The following is a 16,182-nucleotide window of genomic DNA, read 5'->3' as shown; positions in this document are numbered from 1 at the left end:
AGGAGGCAATCGCTATGCTGCAGCTCGCTCTGACCAGTCTCCTCTTTCTGGTGATGGTCATTCCAGCCGGCATGTATCTGTACCATATCGCGGCCGGAAAGCACACCCTGGCCGATCCGGTTTTTGACCGGGTGGACAATGTCATTTACAAAATAGGCGGCGTCCATCCGCAAAGGGGCATGAACTGGAAAACATACGCCCTGGCCCTTTTAGGCACCAACGCGGTCATGATTCTGCTGGGCTATATCGTCCTGCGTATCCAGAGCATCCCGCTGTTCAACCCCAACGGGATAGAGGGCATGGAGCCGTCCCTGTCGTTCAACACCATCATCAGCTTCATGACCAACACCAATCTGCAGCATTATTCCGGAGAGTCGGGGCTGTCCTATCTTTCCCAGATGCTGGTCATCACCTTTATGATGTTTGTGTCGGCCGCGAGCGGCTACGCCGCCTGTATCGCCTTTATCCGCGGCCTGGCTGGCAAAACCAGGGATAACGTCGGTAACTTCTTTGCCGATCTTGTTCGTATAACCACACGGGTGCTGCTTCCCTTCTCCATAGTCGGCGGCCTGCTGCTGGTGTGGCAGGGCGTCCCGCAGAATTTCAGCGGCAATGTCGTTGTGGATACCATCGAGGGGGCGAAGCAGGTCATCGCCATGGGCCCGATGGCCGCGCTGGAAATCATCAAGCATCTGGGCACTAACGGCGGCGGCTTCCTCGGGGCCAATTCGTCCACGCCTTTGGAAAACCCCACGATACTGACCAACCTCATCGAGCTTTACTCCATGATGCTGCTGCCCGGCGCCTGCGTCATCACGTTCGGCAAAATGGTCCGGGATCGCAAGCGCGAGCAGGCGGGCACGGACGCGGCGGAGCTGGCGGGTGCCGGACGTATCCGCGGCAGCCTGACGGCCCGGCTGTACGGCCGGGAGGGCCGGACCATTTTTGCCGCCATGGCCATCATTTTTGTTATCGGCCTTAGCGTCTGCTACTGGGCGGAAAGCCAGGGCAACCCGGCGCTGGCCGCGGCCGGGCTGAGTCAGTCGATGGGCAGTATGGAGGGCAAGGAGGTGCGGTTCGGCATTGCCCAGTCCGTCATGTTTACGACCACCACCACGTCCTTTACCACCGGCACCGTCAACAACATGCACGACACCCTGACGCCGCTTGGCGGCATGATTCCGCTGTTGCATATGATGCTCAATGTCGTGTTCGGCGGCAAGGGCGTCGGCCTGATGAACATGATCCTATACGCCATCCTGGCCGTGTTCATCTGCGGGCTGATGATCGGGCGGACGCCGGAATATTTGGGCAAAAAAATCGAAGGGCGCGAGATGAAGCTCACCGCCCTGTGCATCATCGTCCACCCGCTGCTGATACTGTCGTTTTCCGCCTTGGCGGTCGGCACGGCCGCGGGGCGGGAGGCCATCACCAACCCGGGCTTCCACGGGCTGACCCAGGTACTGTATGAGTTCGCCTCCTCCGCCGCCAACAACGGCTCCGGCTTCGAGGGGCTGGCGGATAACACCCTGTTCTGGAACATCACGACCGGTCTGGCCATGTTTTTCGGCCGATACATCTCCATTGTGTTGCAGCTGGCCATCGCCGGCTCCCTGATGAAAAAACGGTTTGTGCCCGATTCGGCCGGGACGCTGCACACCGATACGGCGGTCTTTCCCGTGGTGCTCGTATGCATCGTCTACATATTTGCGGCGCTCACCTTCTTCCCGGTACTCGCGCTCGGCCCGATCGCGGAGCATTTAACCCTCTGGTCTTAAGGAGGCCCCATTGCCATGAGTAAAAAGCAAAAGCTGTTAACCCCGGAAATTTTCCGTCAGGCGGTGCTCGGTTCCTTTGTCAAGCTGAACCCCCGGTACATGATGAAAAACCCCGTCATGTTTGTGGTGGAAGTGGGCTTCGCGATCACGCTGGTTCTCTCCTTTTTCCCCGGCCTGTTCGGGGACGCGGCCACCAGCAATCTGCGCGCCTACAACATCATCGTTTCCGTCGTGCTGTTCATCACCGTGCTGTTCGCCAATTTTGCCGAATCGGTGGCCGAGGGCCGCGGCAAGGCACAGGCGGCCAGCCTAAAAAAGACGCAGAAGGATACCCGGGCCCGCCGGCTGCAAGCGGACGGAACCGAAGAAGACGTGCCGTCCAGCGCACTGAAAAAAGGCGACATCGTGCTGGTATCCGCCGGTGAAATCATCCCCGGCGACGGGGAGGTCATCGAAGGCATCGCCTCGGTGGACGAATCCGCCATCACCGGCGAATCCGCGCCGGTCGTCCGGGAATCCGGCGGTGACTTCTGCTCCGTCACCGGCGGTACCACCGTCGTCTCAGACTGGCTGAAAATCCGCGTCACCTCCGATCCCGGCAACAGTTTTCTAGATCGGATGATCGCGCTGGTCGAAGGCGCTTCCCGGAAAAAGACACCGAATGAAATTGCGCTGAACACACTGCTGGTATCTCTGACCATCATCTTTCTGATTGTCATCGTCACCCTGTATCCCATTGGTCTGTATGCCGGCGTCCAGCTGCAAATTTCCACGCTGATCGCACTGGCCGTCTGCCTCATCCCGACCACCATCGGCGGGCTGCTGTCCGCCATTGGGATCGCGGGCATGGACCGCGTGACCCGCTTTAATGTCATCGCCATGTCTGGCAAAGCGGTGGAAGCCTGCGGGGACGTCGACACCATGATCCTGGATAAAACCGGCACCATTACCTATGGGAACCGCCTGGCGGCGGATTTCATCCCGGTGGGCGGCGCCGCGCGCGGCGAGCTGATCCGCTGCGCGGCCCTCGCCAGCCTGCGGGATGATACACCGGAAGGCAAATCCACGCTGGAGCTGGCCCACCGTCTGGGCGGCGACAGCCGGGAGAGCCCCGGTTCCGTCTTTTTCGAATTCACGGCGCAGACCCGTATGAGCGGCGTGGATCTGCCGGACGGGACGAAAGTCCGCAAAGGCGCGGCCGAAGCAATCGAGCAGTACGTGCGGGAACAGGGCGGCCAAATTCCAAAGGATCTGCACGAACAGGTGGATAAAGTATCCAGCCTGGGCGGCACCCCGCTGACCGTCTGCGAAAACGACCGTATTCTCGGCGTCATCTACCTGAAAGACACGGTCAAGTCCGGCATGGCCGAGCGATTTGAGCGGCTGCGCGCCATCGGCATCAAAACCATCATGTGCACCGGCGACAACCCGCTGACCGCCGCCACCATCGCCAAGGAGGCCGGTGTGGACGGGTTCCTTGCGGAATGCAGGCCGGAGGATAAAATCGCGGTGATAAAAAAGGAACAGGCGGAGGGCAAAATTGTCGCCATGACCGGCGACGGCACCAACGACGCGCCGGCGCTGGCCCAGGCCAACGTTGGCCTGGCCATGAACAGCGGCACCGCCGCCGCCAAAGAAGCCGCCAACATGGTGGATCTCGACTCCGACCCCACCAAAATTCTGGAGGTCGTGGAAATCGGCAAGCAGCTGCTCATCACCCGCGGCAGCCTGACCACCTTCTCCATCGCCAACGACATCGCCAAATATTTTGCTATCATTCCGGCCATGTTCATGCGGGCCATTCCCCAGCTGGGCGTTCTGAACATTATGCATTTGGCCACCTCGTTCAGCGCGATTCTGTCGGCCCTGATTTTTAACGCCCTCATCATCCCGTGCCTGATCCCGCTGGCCATGAAAGGGGTCCGGTACCGGCCCATGTCGTCTGGGAAAACCCTGGCCAGAAACCTGCTGATTTTCGGCGGCGGCGGCATTATCACCCCGTTTATCGGCATCAAGCTCATTGACCTGGTCATCCATCCGCTGCTCTCTCTCATGGGATTATAAAAGGAGTTGGACATCGATGAAAGAACGCGTAAAGAGTTTTCTAGGCCATACCCGGCAGGCCTTGGCGGTTTCGCTCGTTCTCATGCTGATTTGCGGCCTGCTGTTTCCGGCTCTGCTGTCCGGCCTGTCCGCCTTGTTCTTTCCGCACCAAGCCGGCGGCAGCCTGATTGAGGTGAACGGCAGGGCCGTGGCCGCCAAAAACGTGGGGCAGGAATTTCTGCAGGACTATTATTTGTGGAGCCGCCCCTCCGCCTATCATTACAACGTCTATGTGGAGGGGGCGGACGGCAAAAAAACCTATCCCGACGGATCGGCTTTCCCCGGCATTGGCTCCGGCTCCAACAACTACGCGCCGACCAATCCCGACCTTACCGCCCGGGTGGAGGCGGCCATCGCGGATTTTCTGAAAAAGAATCCGGACGTCAAGCGGGAGGACATTCCCACCGACCTGCTGACCGCCTCCGGTTCCGGCCTGGATCCTCACATTTCCCCGGCTTCCGCGGCCATTCAGGTTCCCCGCATGGCCCAAGCCTCCGGTCTGAGCGAGGAGGCGATCCAGACCATTATCGACGAGCACACCAGCGGAAAATTGTTCGGCGTTTTCGGCGAGGAAACGGTGAACGTGGTGGAGGTCAACATTGCCGTCGGTATGGCCATGGGCCTCATCAAAGCGGAAGCCTGAACGGGAGGGCGGGTAGTATGCTGCATCCGTATCAGGAAGCGTCCGCCATGGAGAGGCCCGTCGGCCCCTGCCCGTCGGCATTGACCCCCGGGCAGGAGCTGCTTCTCCTGCTGAGCGGGGTCGGCGAGCGGCTGGACACAGGCCCCGCCATTTTGTCCCTTCAGAATCCTATTCTCTATGTCCTTTACAGAAACGAGGCGATACTGACAGCGGACTTCTGGGAATTTTTCGGCGTCTGCATGGCTCGTATCAACAGCACCTGGCCCATCTGCGCTTATGGTACGGCCGAAAACCAGGAAACGATCCGCTTGTCGGCCGTTATCCGAGGGGAGCGCGTCCGCCTGACGCAGCAAAGCCTGTCGGGAAACAGCGCCGACGTTCTGCAGACGCTGTGCTTTCAGATCGACTGTGCGGACGACCGGACGGCGACGGCGCTGACGGCTGTTCTTTCCAGGATGAACTGGACGGCTGGCCAGGCGGCTATGGACTGGAAGGACGCGGATTTCCTGCGGGAACACAAGCTGATTCTTGCCCCGGAAAGCCGAAGCTTCTTCTGCTACGCGGGTATAGAGCCGGCCGGTTCGGCCCGCGATCGTCTGCTATCCTTGGATTTTTCGCAGAAAATCACCCTATGGATCGCCTTTTTACAGGACGGCTTCGAGCCGGAGGAGTTCGAATGGCTGGCGCAGGAAATCGAGGACGGCACGATCGCCAACCGGATGGAGTGGGAGCTGGCGCTCAGGGAGGCCATGGATCAGCTGCATTTCCGTCTGGTGAACAAGGAAAAGACCTTTCAGCTGTACGACGGTGCCGGGCGGCGCCTCTATTTTGGAGCGGACGGCCGCCAGACAGCGGCATGGGTGATGCTCAAAATCCTGTTCCCCCTAAACTTTGCCCCCTAAGTAAAAAGAAGGCTCCAGGAGCAACTGCTCCCGGAGCCTTCTTCCATAGAAAATCCAGTATCTATGCGGCTTCACGCCACATTATTTCGCTTCGCTCACCGCCACGGCACAAGCCACGGTGGCGCCCACCATGGGGTTGTTGCCCATGCCGATGAGGCCCATCATTTCCACGTGGGCCGGCACAGAGGAAGAGCCGGCAAACTGGGCGTCGCCATGCATGCGGCCCATGGAGTCGGTCAAGCCGTAGGAAGCCGGGCCGGCCGCCACGTTGTCCGGATGCAGGGTGCGGCCCGTACCGCCGCCGGAAGCGACGGAGAAATATTTCTTATCGTTCTCCTGCGCCCACTTCTTATAGGTGCCCGCCACCAAGTGCTGGAACCGCGTCGGGTTGGTGGAGTTGCCGGTGATGGACACTTCCACGCCCTCATGCTGCATAATGGCCACGCCTTCCAGCACATCGTTGGCGCCGTAGCATTTGACTTTGGCGCGTTCGCCGTCGGAGAACGCCTTCTCGCTGACGACCTTCAAATCGCCGGTATAGAAATCGTATTCGGTATTCACATAGGTGAACCCGTTAATCCGGCTGATGATATACGCCGCATCCTTGCCAAGGCCGTTGAGAATAACCCGCAGGGGGTTCTTACGCACCTTATTGGCCGTGCGGGCGATGCCGATGGCGCCTTCGGCGGCGGCAAAGGATTCGTGTCCCGCCAGGAAGGCGAAGCAGGAGGTTTCCTCACTGAGCAGCATTTTGCCCAGATTGCCATGGCCAAGGCCCACCTTGCGCTGTTCAGCGACAGAACCGGGCACGCAGAACGCCTGCAGCCCCTCGCCGATTACAGCGGAAGCCTCTGCGGCGTCAGTGACGCCTCTTTTCAGCGCCAGAGCCACGCCGAGCGTGTAGGCCCAGACGGCATTTTCAAACGCAATGGGCTGCACGCCCTTGACGATCGACTCCACGTCAATCCCCTTGGACAGGCAGAGATCCCGGGCGTCTTCCATGGAACCAAGCTGATTGTCGGCCAAAAACTTTTCGATTTTGGCCATGCGGCGCTCTTTGCCCTCAAATTTCACATCGTTTGCCATTTGTCCGTCCTCCTACTCTTATTCCTCACGGGGATCGATGTACTTGGCAGCTCCGTCGAAGCGGCCGTACTGCCCGATATTCTTCTCATACGCGTCGTTCGGCTGCATGCCGTGACGGATATCCTCCAGCATTTTGCCCAGCTTAACGAACTGATAGCCGGTAACCTCGCCCTCTTCATCCAACGCCAGTTTGGTCACATAGCCCTCGGCCATTTCGAGATACCGGACGCCCTTGGCCTTGGTGGAATACATGGTGCCCACCTGAGAGCGCAGGCCCTTGCCCAGATCCTCCAGGCCGGCGCCGATGGGAAGACCGTCCTCAGAGAACGCGGACTGGGAGCGGCCGTAAACCAGCTGCTGGAACAGCTCCCGCATCGCCACATTGATGGCGTCGCAAACCAGGTCGGTGTTCAGGCATTCCAGCAAGGTTTTGCCCGGCAGGATTTCGGCGGCCATAGCGGCGGAGTGGGTCATGCCGGAGCAGCCGACAGTTTCCACCAGAGCCTCCTCCACAATGCCCTCCTTCACGTTCAGGGTCAGTTTGCAGGTGCCCTGCTGAGGAGCGCACCAGCCCACACCGTGAGAGAGGCCGGAAATATCGGAAATCTGGGTGGATTTCACCCATTTGCCCTCTTCCGGAATGGGGGCGGGGCCGTGGTGAGGGCCCTTCTTCACTATGCACATTTGTTCCACTTCATGGGAATAGTTCATAATTGTACTCCTTTCGGCTTATACTGCCGCGCTGCCGCCGGATGCCGGTCAGGCCCGCTGCATGTTTGTCACGCTTTTTCTATTATACCGAAACTGCGCCGCCTGCGCAAGCCCCGCCCACGGGAATTGACGAAAAATTCACAAAAGAAAAAGCGCCGGATAGCCTGACGAATTTAATAGAGTTTGCACAATAGCGGACAGCTGGAATTCCATTGTCATGAAAAATTCCACCGCGGCCAAACCGCGGTGGAATTTTTAAAACCGTATTATTCGCTCACAAAGGGCAGGAGCGCAATCTGACGGGCGCGTTTGATGGCGACGGTCAGGTCCCGCTGATGGCGGGCACAGGTGCCGGTCACGCGGCGGGGAAGGATCTTCGCCCGCTCGGACATGAAACGGCGTAGACGGGCCACGTCTTTGTAGTCGATGGAATCGATTTTATCCACGCAAAACTGGCAAACCTTACGGCGGCCCTTCCGGCCTCCGCGGCCGCCCGGGCGTTCGGATCTCTCAAAAGCCATGAGCATTGGCCTCCTTTTCTAAAGCGTTCAGAACGGCAAATCGTCATCCCCGACAATTTCCTCAAAATCGCCCGCATTGGCGGTGGAAAAAGCAGGGGGCGTTTCGCTGTACTGGGGAATCTGGGAATCATACCGGGAGCCGCCGGACGGCGCTCCGCCTGCATTTTTGGATTCAGCAAAGAAAGCGTTGTCGATAACCACCTCAAAGGCCGTGCGTTTGTTGCCATCCTTATCGGTGTAGTTCCTAGACTGCAGCGAGCCCTGCAGCGCGATGCGCTGTCCCTTGTGGAAATACCGGCAGATGAACTCGGCAGTCTGCCGCCAGGCGACACAGTTGATGAAATCCGCCTGACGCTGCTCCGCTCCCTTAGGCTGGTAAGCCCGGTCGACAGCGACACTGAAGCTGGTCACGGGAGTCTGCGTCTGGGTGTGCCGAAGCTCGGGATCCGCCGTGAGACGGCCTAATAAGCAAACCACATTCATAGTGACGCCCTCCCTTACTTCTCTTCCGCTTTCGCTTCTTCTTTTTTCACGACTTCCTTGGTCTCTTCCTTGCGGATGATCATCGAGCGAAGCACGCCGTCGGTGATCTTGCTGACACGGTCGAGCTCAGCCGGGAATTCCGGGCCGCTCACGAAATTGTACAGCACGTAGAAACCATCGGCTTCGTCGTTGATGAGATACGCCAGCCGGCGCTTTCCCCATTCATCGATTTCGCCAATTTCCGCATTCTGCTCGATCAAGGACTTGAATTTCTCCTTGATTTCCGCAACGCCCTCTTCTCCAAGCGTCAGGGAGAAGATAAAGACTGCCTCGTAAGAACCTTTGACTGTGGGCATAAGTTGCACCTCCTTATGGTCTGATGGCCTCTCTTCAAAACGAGGGAGGCAAGGATAACGGCGAAAACTCTTCCCGCCGAACGGCCCGTTTACAGGTCTCCCCAAAATAGGCACCAAAGTATTATAGCAGTCTTGTCCCCCACCGTCAAGCCCTAAAACCGCTGCCGGCCGGTTTTTCTGGAATTTTTTCTTTACATTGGGCAGTCTATCCTATATAATAAGCGATGGATTGCGTCAAGGGAGAAATCCCTGTTGACAGTGAAATGACGCCGGCGCCAAGCCATGTTTGGCATCGCCTGTATTTTGAGAGCACAGAAGGATGGATACTATGCTGCAATTTGAAGAATTACGGCTGCGGCTGGAGGGTCTTCTCCCCGACATCGAGGATCTGGCCCATGCCGTGGGCATCAAGCAGATGCTCGCCGAAACCGAAGAACTGGACGCCCGGGCCGCGGCGGACGGTTTTTGGGACGATATGGACGCCGCCCAAAAGGTGGTGCAGAAAACCGCCATTCTCAAAGCAAAAATCGAATCCTATAACCGTCTGGTGGCCGATTACCACGACGCCATGACCCTCATCGAGCTGGCCAACGAGGAGGAGGATGCCTCGCTGGTGGACGAATGCACCGAAAGCGTGGAACGCATCGCCGCTGAAATCGACAAGCAGCGGCTGGCCACCCTGCTGACCGGGGAATACGACGCGAAAAACGCGATACTCACCTTTCACGCGGGGGCGGGCGGTACCGAAGCCCAGGACTGGGCCGAGATGCTCTACCGCATGTATACCCACTGGGCGGAGAGCCACGGCTTCCAGTATAAGATTCTCGATTATCTGGACGGCGACGAGGCGGGCCTGAAAAGCGCCTCCATCGAAATCCTGGGTACCAACGTATACGGCTATCTCAAGGGAGAAGCCGGCGTGCACCGGCTGGTGCGCATCTCCCCCTTCGATTCCTCCGGCCGTCGGCACACCTCCTTCGCCGCGCTGGAGGTCATCCCGGAGATCGACGACACCGTGGAGGTGGATATCCGTCCGGAGGACATCAAAATGGATGTGTTCCGTTCTTCCGGCGCCGGCGGGCAGCACATTAACAAAACCTCCTCCGCCGTCCGGCTGACCCATATTCCCACCGGCATCGTCGTGGCCTGCCAGAACGAACGCAGCCAGTTTCAGAACCGCGACAAGGCCATGAGCATGCTGAAATCCAAGCTGGTGGAAATCAAAGAGCGCGAACATCTCGAGCGCATCGAGGACATCAAGGGCAGCCAGTCCCAAATAGCCTGGGGCAGTCAAATCCGTTCGTATGTGTTCATGCCGTACACCTTGGCCAAAGATCACCGCACCGGTTTTGAAATGGGCAACATTCAGGCGGTGATGGATGGGGAAATCGACGGCTTCATCAATGCCTATCTGAAAGCCGCCGCCAACGGCACTCTGGGATATAAAGAATAATCGGCCTCCCCGTCCGCTTCGCCGGACGGGGAGTTTTCTGTCTGCGGGAACCGGAATGGAAAGCGCGCATATGCTGGTAGTGGACGGCCTTGTTCCCCCTGTCGAACCCGGCCCATCCTCCTGCAACATACAGAAAGGAGCCTTTCCATGAAACTGTCCCGCAGGCGCCTTTGTCGTCTGTTTCCCGGTCTTCCCTTCTGCCGTCCGGGGCCACAGCCGCCAAGACCAACGCCTCCCCCTCCGCCGCCTCCCCGGCCGCCTCGTCCTCCCTTCCCTCCGCCCAAGCCGCAGCCGCCGCGTCCACCGGCCCCCCCTCCTCCTCCGCCCAGACCTCCCCGGCCGCCCAGACCACAGCCTCGTTGAGAAAATAGCAGCCCCGCCGATCCGATAGATCGGCGGGGCTGCTATTTTGCCCAAATGGTGGTATAATAACCTCACGGCGTTCTCCAAAGCCTTGCAGCGTAAGCCTTTGGACGCCTGAGAGAACATGGAACCACTCCGGAACGGTCGGAGCCGTTCCGGACTAAGGTAGGCAGCACGCTGCGTGTACCGCTTTGTGGCATAATAACCTCCGTAAGCGGCGCGGTGGTACGCGCCGAACCGCGCTGTAGCGCGGTAGGCGGAAAGCGTAGCTTCCCGCAACGGAGAACATTGTACCATCAAAAGGCCCTGCTGCGGCAGGGCAGGGCACTGTCGTGCCCCCGCAAACGTCGTTTGCTTGCTTTGTGGTATAATGAATACACATCGCCTATTCGAATGGAGGGGTCCCTATGAAATCATTCTGGTTTAGCGTCGGACTTTGCCTTTTGGCTCTGCTTCCTTCGTGTAATCCTGTCAGTTCCCTCAGCTCCGACACATCCTCGACGTCCGTAGGCTCCGCACCGGTATCCACCTTTTCTTCCTCCTGTGCCGCCTCTTCCTCCACTTCGGCTACCTCAGTCGCCACGTCCCGGACATTGCCCACTACCGTGACCACCTCCACCACAGCATCATCCAAAGCCACAACTCGGACGACAGAGTCCACGTCCACTTCTGCCGCCCCTTCCGCCACAGCGGAACAGAAGGTCGCCGCCCGGCTGAAAGCCATGTCCACCACGGAAAAAGTGGGCCAGATGTTTTTTGTCCGCTGCCGCAAAAACACGGCTGTAAACGATCTGAAAACCTACAAAATGGGTGGTTATATCCTATACGCCTCGGATTTCAAGGGCCAGACGAAGGACAGCATGCGCACCGTCCTGAACCAATATCAGCAGGCCGCTGAAATCCCCTTGTTGATCGGTGTGGACGAGGAGGGCGGCAACGTTAACCGGGTAAGCCTGTACAAAGCCTTCCGGGCCGCGCCCTTCCACTCCCCGCAATCCCTGTACGCCCAGGGCGGCTTTCCTTTGGTTATCAGCGATACCATAGAAAAGGCGGCCCTGCTCCAATCCCTGGGCGTCAACGTCAATTTGGCTCCGGTCTGCGATGTGTCCAACAATCCATCCGACTATATATACCCCCGGACCTTCGGCAAAGATGCCAAGCAAACCGCCGCTTATGTCAAAACGGTGGTGGAGACCATGAACGGCCGAAAACTCGGGGCAGTTCTCAAGCATTTTCCCGGCTATGGCAGCAATGTGGACACCCATACCGGCATCGCCACCGATACTCGTCCCTACACGTCCTTTGAAACAGCGGATTTTCTCCCCTTTCAAGCTGGTATCGCCGCCGGGGCCGGCGGCGTGCTGGTATCTCACAACATCGTCACCTGCATGGATGAAACCCTGCCCGCCTCCCTCTCGCCGGCTGTGCACCGGGTGCTACGGGACACGCTGGGCTTTAACGGCGTCATCATGACCGACGATTTGATGATGGAGGCCATCAAACAATATACCGGCGCGCAGAAAGCGGCGGTACTGGCTGTCCGGGCGGGGAACGATATGGTACTGGCCACCGATTTCGACGTGCAGATTCCGGCGGTGCTGGCCGCTGTGGAGGAGGGGACTATCCCCATGGCGCAAATCGATGCCTCCGTCACCCGGATCCTCTTGTGGAAAGCCCGGCTGGGCCTTGCTATTTGATCGATTCACTATTTTATTTTCCACAAATCCGTGGTAAACTGTAAAGGAAGGAGGGACATTTATGCGTATGGAAACTGCATCCGTGGTGTTGCGGGATTTTGCCGCAAAGGACGCGGAAAGCCTCTGCCGCATTGTGCGAGAACCGGAGATCGCCCGTTTTATGCATGAGTGGGTGGAACGCTGTCCCACCGTGGATAAGGCCCGCGCCTTTATTGACGCCCAGCAGGCGCTGAAGGATGCCGCCGATATCCAGGCGAGGCGCTGGCTGGCCATCGCCCTGCCCGATTCCGACGACATGGTCGGCATGGTGGGCGTCGGTCTCCATCCTCTTCTGCGCGAGGTGGAAATCACCTATTTCATGTCGGAAAAATACCAGTGGCGCGGTTTTACCCGCGCGGCCGTGAAAGCGCTGTGCAGCTGGTGCTTTTCAGTCTCCGATATTCCGTACCTGATTCTGGTTACTGACAGCGCCAACACCCCCTCCGGCAAGCTGGCGGAAAGCTGCGGTTTCACGCTTTTGGAAAAGCGGACACCCGTCGGCCGCGTCCAAAAGACGCTGGTCAGCGGCAGCTACGATTATTATCGGTTATACCGGCCGGATTAACACCTGCTAATACAAAGCGGGAGCCATCGTCAGACGGCTCCCGCTTTCCTTATGGGCGCTTATTTTGTTTCCCAGGCAGCCAGCACGTCCCGGCCGCTGTCCCGATCGATGTACAGGGTAGCCTGCGGATGCAGCCGGAGAATGGTCGCGGGCAGCGTTTCCCGTATCTCCCCAAGCACCGTTTTGCCGACCGCGTCGGCCTTAGTGGCCGCGGGCACCATGCAGAACAGCCGCTCCGCGCTCACCAGCGCCGGTATGGTCAGGGTCAGCGCATGAGTCGGCACCTGATCGAGCGCCGCGAAGCAGCCGTCGTTGACCTGCTGCCGGCGACAGGTTTCATCCAGCTCCACCGCCCGCATCAGGCAATCGTCGTCGAAGTGAGCCACATGCGGATCGTTGAAGGCAATATGTCCGTTTTCCCCGATCCCCATGAACACCACATCCGCCGGCTGCTCCCGCAGCAGGGCGGAATACCGGGCAATCTCCCCGTCCACATCCGCCGCACCGCCGCGGATGCGGTTGACGCTGCGGAAGGGGACGCGATCGAATATCGCCCGTTTCAAAAAGTTGCCGAATCCCTGCGGCGCTTCCTCCGGCAGGCCGATGTACTCGTCCATATGGAACGCGTCCACCCGGCTCCAGTCCACGTCCGCCCCGCAGAGGGCCTCCAGGAATTCGTTTTGCGAGGGCGCGGCGGCAAATATCACCCGGCAGCTCCCCTTGTCGGCCAGCACCGCACGCAGCGCCTGCGCCGCCTCCGCCGCCGCGGCCCGGCCCATCTCCGCCCGGGTCTCGTATGCCTTGACCAGCAGGCGGCCCGCTTTTCTTTCCAGAATCATGCGCCCATCCCCTCATTTTCTTCATACACCACGCGCCCTTCCACCATGGTCAAGCTCACGTGGATCGTCTCGTCAAACAGAACCAAATCGGCATCCATGCCTGCCGCCACAGTGCCCTTCCGGTTCCAGCCCATCACTCGGGCCGGGGTGGCCGTGGCCATCCGCACCGCATCGCACAGAGGAACGCCCGCCTGGTGCGCCATGGTGCGGACCAGCCGATCGGTGGTACACACACTGCCCGCGAAACACGACCGATCGGGCATGAACGCCACCCCCTGCTCGATATACACCCGCTGGCCGTGGCGCAGGCTGCCGAGGATGCTCTCCCCTTCCGGCATGCCCGCCCCCCGCATGGAATCCGTTACCAGCACCAGGTTTTCCGCTCCCTTAGTCTTATAGGCCAGCTGCAGCAAGGCGGGCGGCAGATGGCAGCCGTCGGCAATCAGCTCGGCCCGCATCCCCTCAATGAGATACGCGCTCTCCACCACGCCGGGCACACGGAAGCCCTTATGCCGGGTGATGGTGGACATGCCGCTGTACAGATGGGTGATCAGGCCAAATCCGTTTTCGTAGGCCTCCAGCACATCCTCATAGGTCGCGGAGGTGTGGGCGATGGACGCCACAATCCCCTGCCGGCGCAGAAACGCGCCGAACGCCGCCGCTCCCGGCAGCTCCGGGGCCGCGCTCCATCGCAGGATAGCCCCATCGGCCCACTCCGCGATGCGGCCGTAATCCCCCGGCGACGGATGGCGCAGATATTTTTCATCCTGCGCCCCCTTGTATTCCGCCGAAAAGTACGGCCCTTCCAGATGCAGTCCCGGCATCCTGGCCCCCTGGTAATCGGCGTCCTTCACCTGCCGGTACGCCTCAAAGGTCTGCTTTAAATCCCCGTCGTCCCCCGCCAGCGTGGTGGGCAGCAGGGTGGTGGTGCCGTACCGGGCATGGGTTTCGCACGCCCCGATGAAGGCCTCAGGCGTGGCGTCCATGAAATCATGCCCGCCGCCGCCATGACAGTGGATGTCGATGAAGCCGGGGGCCAGATACCGGCCCCCGCCGTCGATAACCCGGCCCTCAAAGGCCGGCGTCTCCTCTTCCGGGTAGAGGCCCTGAATGCTGCCGTCCTTGGTCAGCACGGCCATCCCGTCCCGAATCCGCTCCGGCGTGACCACCCGTACATGGGTGAACAGGGTTGGTTCGCTTTGCAGCGCCCGTTTCATCCGCCCGCCTCCTTACAGCCCAAGGAAGGCTTTCATCTGATCGCAGATGGCGTTGGCCTGGGAGCCGTCCTCCATCTCGCAGAAGATGCGGATGAGCGGCTCGGTCCCCGAGAAACGGGCGATGATCCATCCGCCGTTCTCGAAGTACACCTTGCACCCGTCCAGGTAAGATACCTTCTCCACTTCGCAGGGGAACTCCGGCAGCTGCTTCTCTTCCATCAGCAGCCGGTGGATCTCCTCCTTACGTGCCGCGCTGAACCGGTAGTCCCGCTCCGCCATCACCAGGTTCCCATACTCCCCGATGATTTCGTCGTAGATCTGCGACAGCTTCTTGCCCGTCACCGCCAGCATCTCCACCAGCAGCGACGCCGCGTAGATCCCGTCCTTTCCCTGGATGTGGCCCCGTACCGTCAGGCCTCCAGACGATTCCCCGCCGATGACCGCGTTTGTCTCCAGCATCTTGCCCGAAATGTGCTTGAAGCCCACCGGCACCTCATAGCACGTCTCCCCGAACGCCTTTGCCACCTTGTCCAGCAGGTGCGTCGTCGCGATGTTCCGCACCGCCGCCCCGTGCCACCCCTTGTATTTCAGCAGGTAGTAGTACAGGATTACCAGGATCTGGTTCGGGTGCACGAAATGCCCCTTGTCGTCGATGATCCCCAGCCGGTCCGCGTCTCCGTCCGTCGCGATACCGATGTCCGCCTTCCGCTCCAGCACCGCGTTACGCAAAGCTCCCAGCGTCTCCACGTTGGGCGCCGGCAGCCGCCCCCCGAACAGCGTGTCGTGCCGGTCGTGGATCACGTCCACGTCGCACCGCGCCGTCAGCAGGATCGTCTGCAGGCTCGTCTTCGACACCCCGTACATCGGATCCAGAATGATCTTCAGGCTCCGGCTCCGGATCGCGTCCATGTTGATCCCCCGGATGATCGAGTCGAGATACGGGTTCTGGGGGTTGATCTCCTCCACCAGCCCCTCCGATACCGCCTGCTCATACGGCACCGCCCGCAGGCTGTCCCTTTCCAGCCCCGCGATATAGCGCTCGATATCCGCCGTCACCGTCTCGTCCGCGTCCCGGCCGCCCTTGACGAACACCTTGATCCCGTTGTAGATCGCCGGGTTATGGCTCGCTGTCACCGCCATCCCGTACGCCATGTCGTAGTATTTCACCGCGAACATGATGAGCGGCGTCGGCGCCTCCCGGTTCACCAGCTTGCAGGCGATGCCTTCCCCCGCCATCACCTCCGCCGCCCATTTCGCCGCTTCCACCGACAGAAACCGCCGGTCGTACCCGATGACGAACCCGTTCCCTTGCGTTCCCTCGTCCTTCATCTTCCGCGCCAGCGCAGCCGTCAGCAGCTGCACGTTCGCCTTCGTGAACTCTTCCCCGATTACGGCACGCCAGCCGCCCGTTCCAAATCCTATCATG

General features: G+C 59.9%; 17 protein-coding genes. 8 read left to right on the top strand and 9 right to left on the bottom strand.

Features of this window, described 5'->3' with window-relative positions; all coding sequences use genetic code 11:
* Nucleotides 1–14: 14 nt before the first annotated feature.
* Genes ACSAMM_RS02485 through ACSAMM_RS02470 form a run of 4 tightly spaced genes read left to right on the top strand, consistent with a single transcriptional unit; the run spans nt 15 to nt 5,426 of the window.
* Nucleotides 15–1,778: a potassium-transporting ATPase subunit KdpA gene (locus ACSAMM_RS02485; protein WP_457789520.1), complete on the top strand. Its 1,764-nt coding sequence runs from the start codon at nt 15–17 to the stop codon at nt 1,776–1,778.
* A 15-nt stretch (nt 1,779–1,793) separates the two neighbouring features.
* Nucleotides 1,794–3,842, top strand: coding sequence for a potassium-transporting ATPase subunit KdpB (gene kdpB / locus ACSAMM_RS02480; protein ID WP_457789518.1), 2,049 nt, complete (start codon nt 1,794–1,796; stop codon nt 3,840–3,842).
* Nucleotides 3,843–3,858: 16 nt separating this feature from the next.
* The gene (gene kdpC / locus ACSAMM_RS02475; RefSeq protein ID WP_178723522.1) at nt 3,859–4,524 is read left to right on the top strand and encodes a potassium-transporting ATPase subunit KdpC; all 666 of its coding nucleotides are present in this window, start codon (nt 3,859–3,861) and stop codon (nt 4,522–4,524) included.
* A 17-nt stretch (nt 4,525–4,541) separates the two neighbouring features.
* Nucleotides 4,542–5,426 (top strand): hypothetical protein, encoded by an 885-nt coding sequence (locus tag ACSAMM_RS02470; RefSeq protein ID WP_178723520.1) that lies wholly within the window; start codon nt 4,542–4,544, stop codon nt 5,424–5,426.
* 81 nt (nt 5,427–5,507) lie between these two features.
* Here the strand turns inward: ACSAMM_RS02470 and ACSAMM_RS02465 are convergent, their stop codons facing one another.
* The 5 genes from ACSAMM_RS02465 to rpsF all read right to left on the bottom strand — a co-directional run bounded on the left by ACSAMM_RS02465 (nt 5,508) and on the right by rpsF (nt 8,583).
* Nucleotides 5,508–6,512 carry a GGGtGRT protein gene (locus ACSAMM_RS02465; protein WP_457789516.1) on the bottom strand — a complete coding sequence of 335 codons (1,005 nt, stop codon included), beginning with the start codon at nt 6,510–6,512 and terminating at the stop codon, nt 5,508–5,510.
* Nucleotides 6,513–6,530: 18 nt separating this feature from the next.
* Nucleotides 6,531–7,223, bottom strand: a complete 693-nt coding sequence (locus ACSAMM_RS02460) for a hypothetical protein (protein ID WP_178723472.1) — start codon at nt 7,221–7,223, stop codon at nt 6,531–6,533.
* Nucleotides 7,224–7,489: 266 nt separating this feature from the next.
* A complete protein-coding gene (gene rpsR / locus ACSAMM_RS02455) occupies nt 7,490–7,744 on the bottom strand; it encodes a 30S ribosomal protein S18 (protein WP_178723471.1) in 255 nt (84 codons plus the stop codon).
* 27 nt (nt 7,745–7,771) lie between these two features.
* Nucleotides 7,772–8,227 (bottom strand): single-stranded DNA-binding protein, encoded by a 456-nt coding sequence (locus tag ACSAMM_RS02450; protein WP_178723470.1) that lies wholly within the window; start codon nt 8,225–8,227, stop codon nt 7,772–7,774.
* A gap of 14 nt (nt 8,228–8,241) precedes the next feature.
* On the bottom strand, nt 8,242–8,583 hold the full coding sequence (gene rpsF / locus ACSAMM_RS02445) for a 30S ribosomal protein S6 (RefSeq protein WP_178723469.1): 342 nt from the start codon (nt 8,581–8,583) through the stop codon (nt 8,242–8,244).
* A gap of 328 nt (nt 8,584–8,911) precedes the next feature.
* Between rpsF and prfB the strand changes: the two genes are divergently transcribed.
* The gene (prfB, locus tag ACSAMM_RS02440) at nt 8,912–10,036 is read left to right on the top strand and encodes a peptide chain release factor 2 (protein WP_178723467.1); all 1,125 of its coding nucleotides are present in this window, start codon (nt 8,912–8,914) and stop codon (nt 10,034–10,036) included.
* A gap of 170 nt (nt 10,037–10,206) precedes the next feature.
* Complete coding sequence (locus ACSAMM_RS02435; protein ID WP_457789512.1) at nt 10,207–10,407, top strand: hypothetical protein; 201 nt, start codon at nt 10,207–10,209, stop codon at nt 10,405–10,407.
* 377 nt (nt 10,408–10,784) lie between these two features.
* Here ACSAMM_RS02435 and ACSAMM_RS02430 read toward each other — a convergent pair whose 3' ends face one another.
* On the bottom strand, nt 10,785–11,066 hold the full coding sequence (locus tag ACSAMM_RS02430) for a hypothetical protein (protein WP_457789511.1): 282 nt from the start codon (nt 11,064–11,066) through the stop codon (nt 10,785–10,787).
* A gap of 55 nt (nt 11,067–11,121) precedes the next feature.
* Between ACSAMM_RS02430 and ACSAMM_RS02425 the strand changes: the two genes are divergently transcribed.
* Together ACSAMM_RS02425 and ACSAMM_RS02420 are read left to right on the top strand one after the other, a co-directional pair.
* The gene (locus tag ACSAMM_RS02425; RefSeq protein ID WP_457789509.1) at nt 11,122–12,096 is read left to right on the top strand and encodes a glycoside hydrolase family 3 N-terminal domain-containing protein; all 975 of its coding nucleotides are present in this window, start codon (nt 11,122–11,124) and stop codon (nt 12,094–12,096) included.
* A 67-nt stretch (nt 12,097–12,163) separates the two neighbouring features.
* Entirely contained in the window at nt 12,164–12,700 is a 537-nt protein-coding gene (locus ACSAMM_RS02420; RefSeq protein ID WP_457789508.1) for a GNAT family N-acetyltransferase, read from the top strand.
* Between the two features lie 59 nt (nt 12,701–12,759).
* Here the strand turns inward: ACSAMM_RS02420 and ACSAMM_RS02415 are convergent, their stop codons facing one another.
* From ACSAMM_RS02415 to ACSAMM_RS02405, 3 genes are read right to left on the bottom strand one after another with little or no spacing between them, the layout of a single operon-like run.
* Entirely contained in the window at nt 12,760–13,539 is a 780-nt protein-coding gene (locus ACSAMM_RS02415) for a 6-phosphogluconolactonase (protein ID WP_178725546.1), read from the bottom strand.
* Nucleotides 13,536–14,756 carry an N-acetylglucosamine-6-phosphate deacetylase gene (gene nagA / locus ACSAMM_RS02410; protein ID WP_457789505.1) on the bottom strand — a complete coding sequence of 407 codons (1,221 nt, stop codon included), beginning with the start codon at nt 14,754–14,756 and terminating at the stop codon, nt 13,536–13,538. The genes ACSAMM_RS02415 and nagA overlap by 4 nt, the downstream gene beginning before the upstream one ends.
* A 12-nt stretch (nt 14,757–14,768) precedes the next feature.
* Nucleotides 14,769–16,181 carry a phosphoglucomutase/phosphomannomutase family protein gene (locus tag ACSAMM_RS02405; RefSeq protein ID WP_457789504.1) on the bottom strand — a complete coding sequence of 471 codons (1,413 nt, stop codon included), beginning with the start codon at nt 16,179–16,181 and terminating at the stop codon, nt 14,769–14,771.
* Nucleotide 16,182 lies beyond the last annotated feature (1 nt).

The sequence above is a fragment of the Anaeromassilibacillus sp. SJQ-5 genome (assembly GCF_054108045.1).
This window is presented reverse-complemented; position numbering and strand designations above follow the sequence as displayed.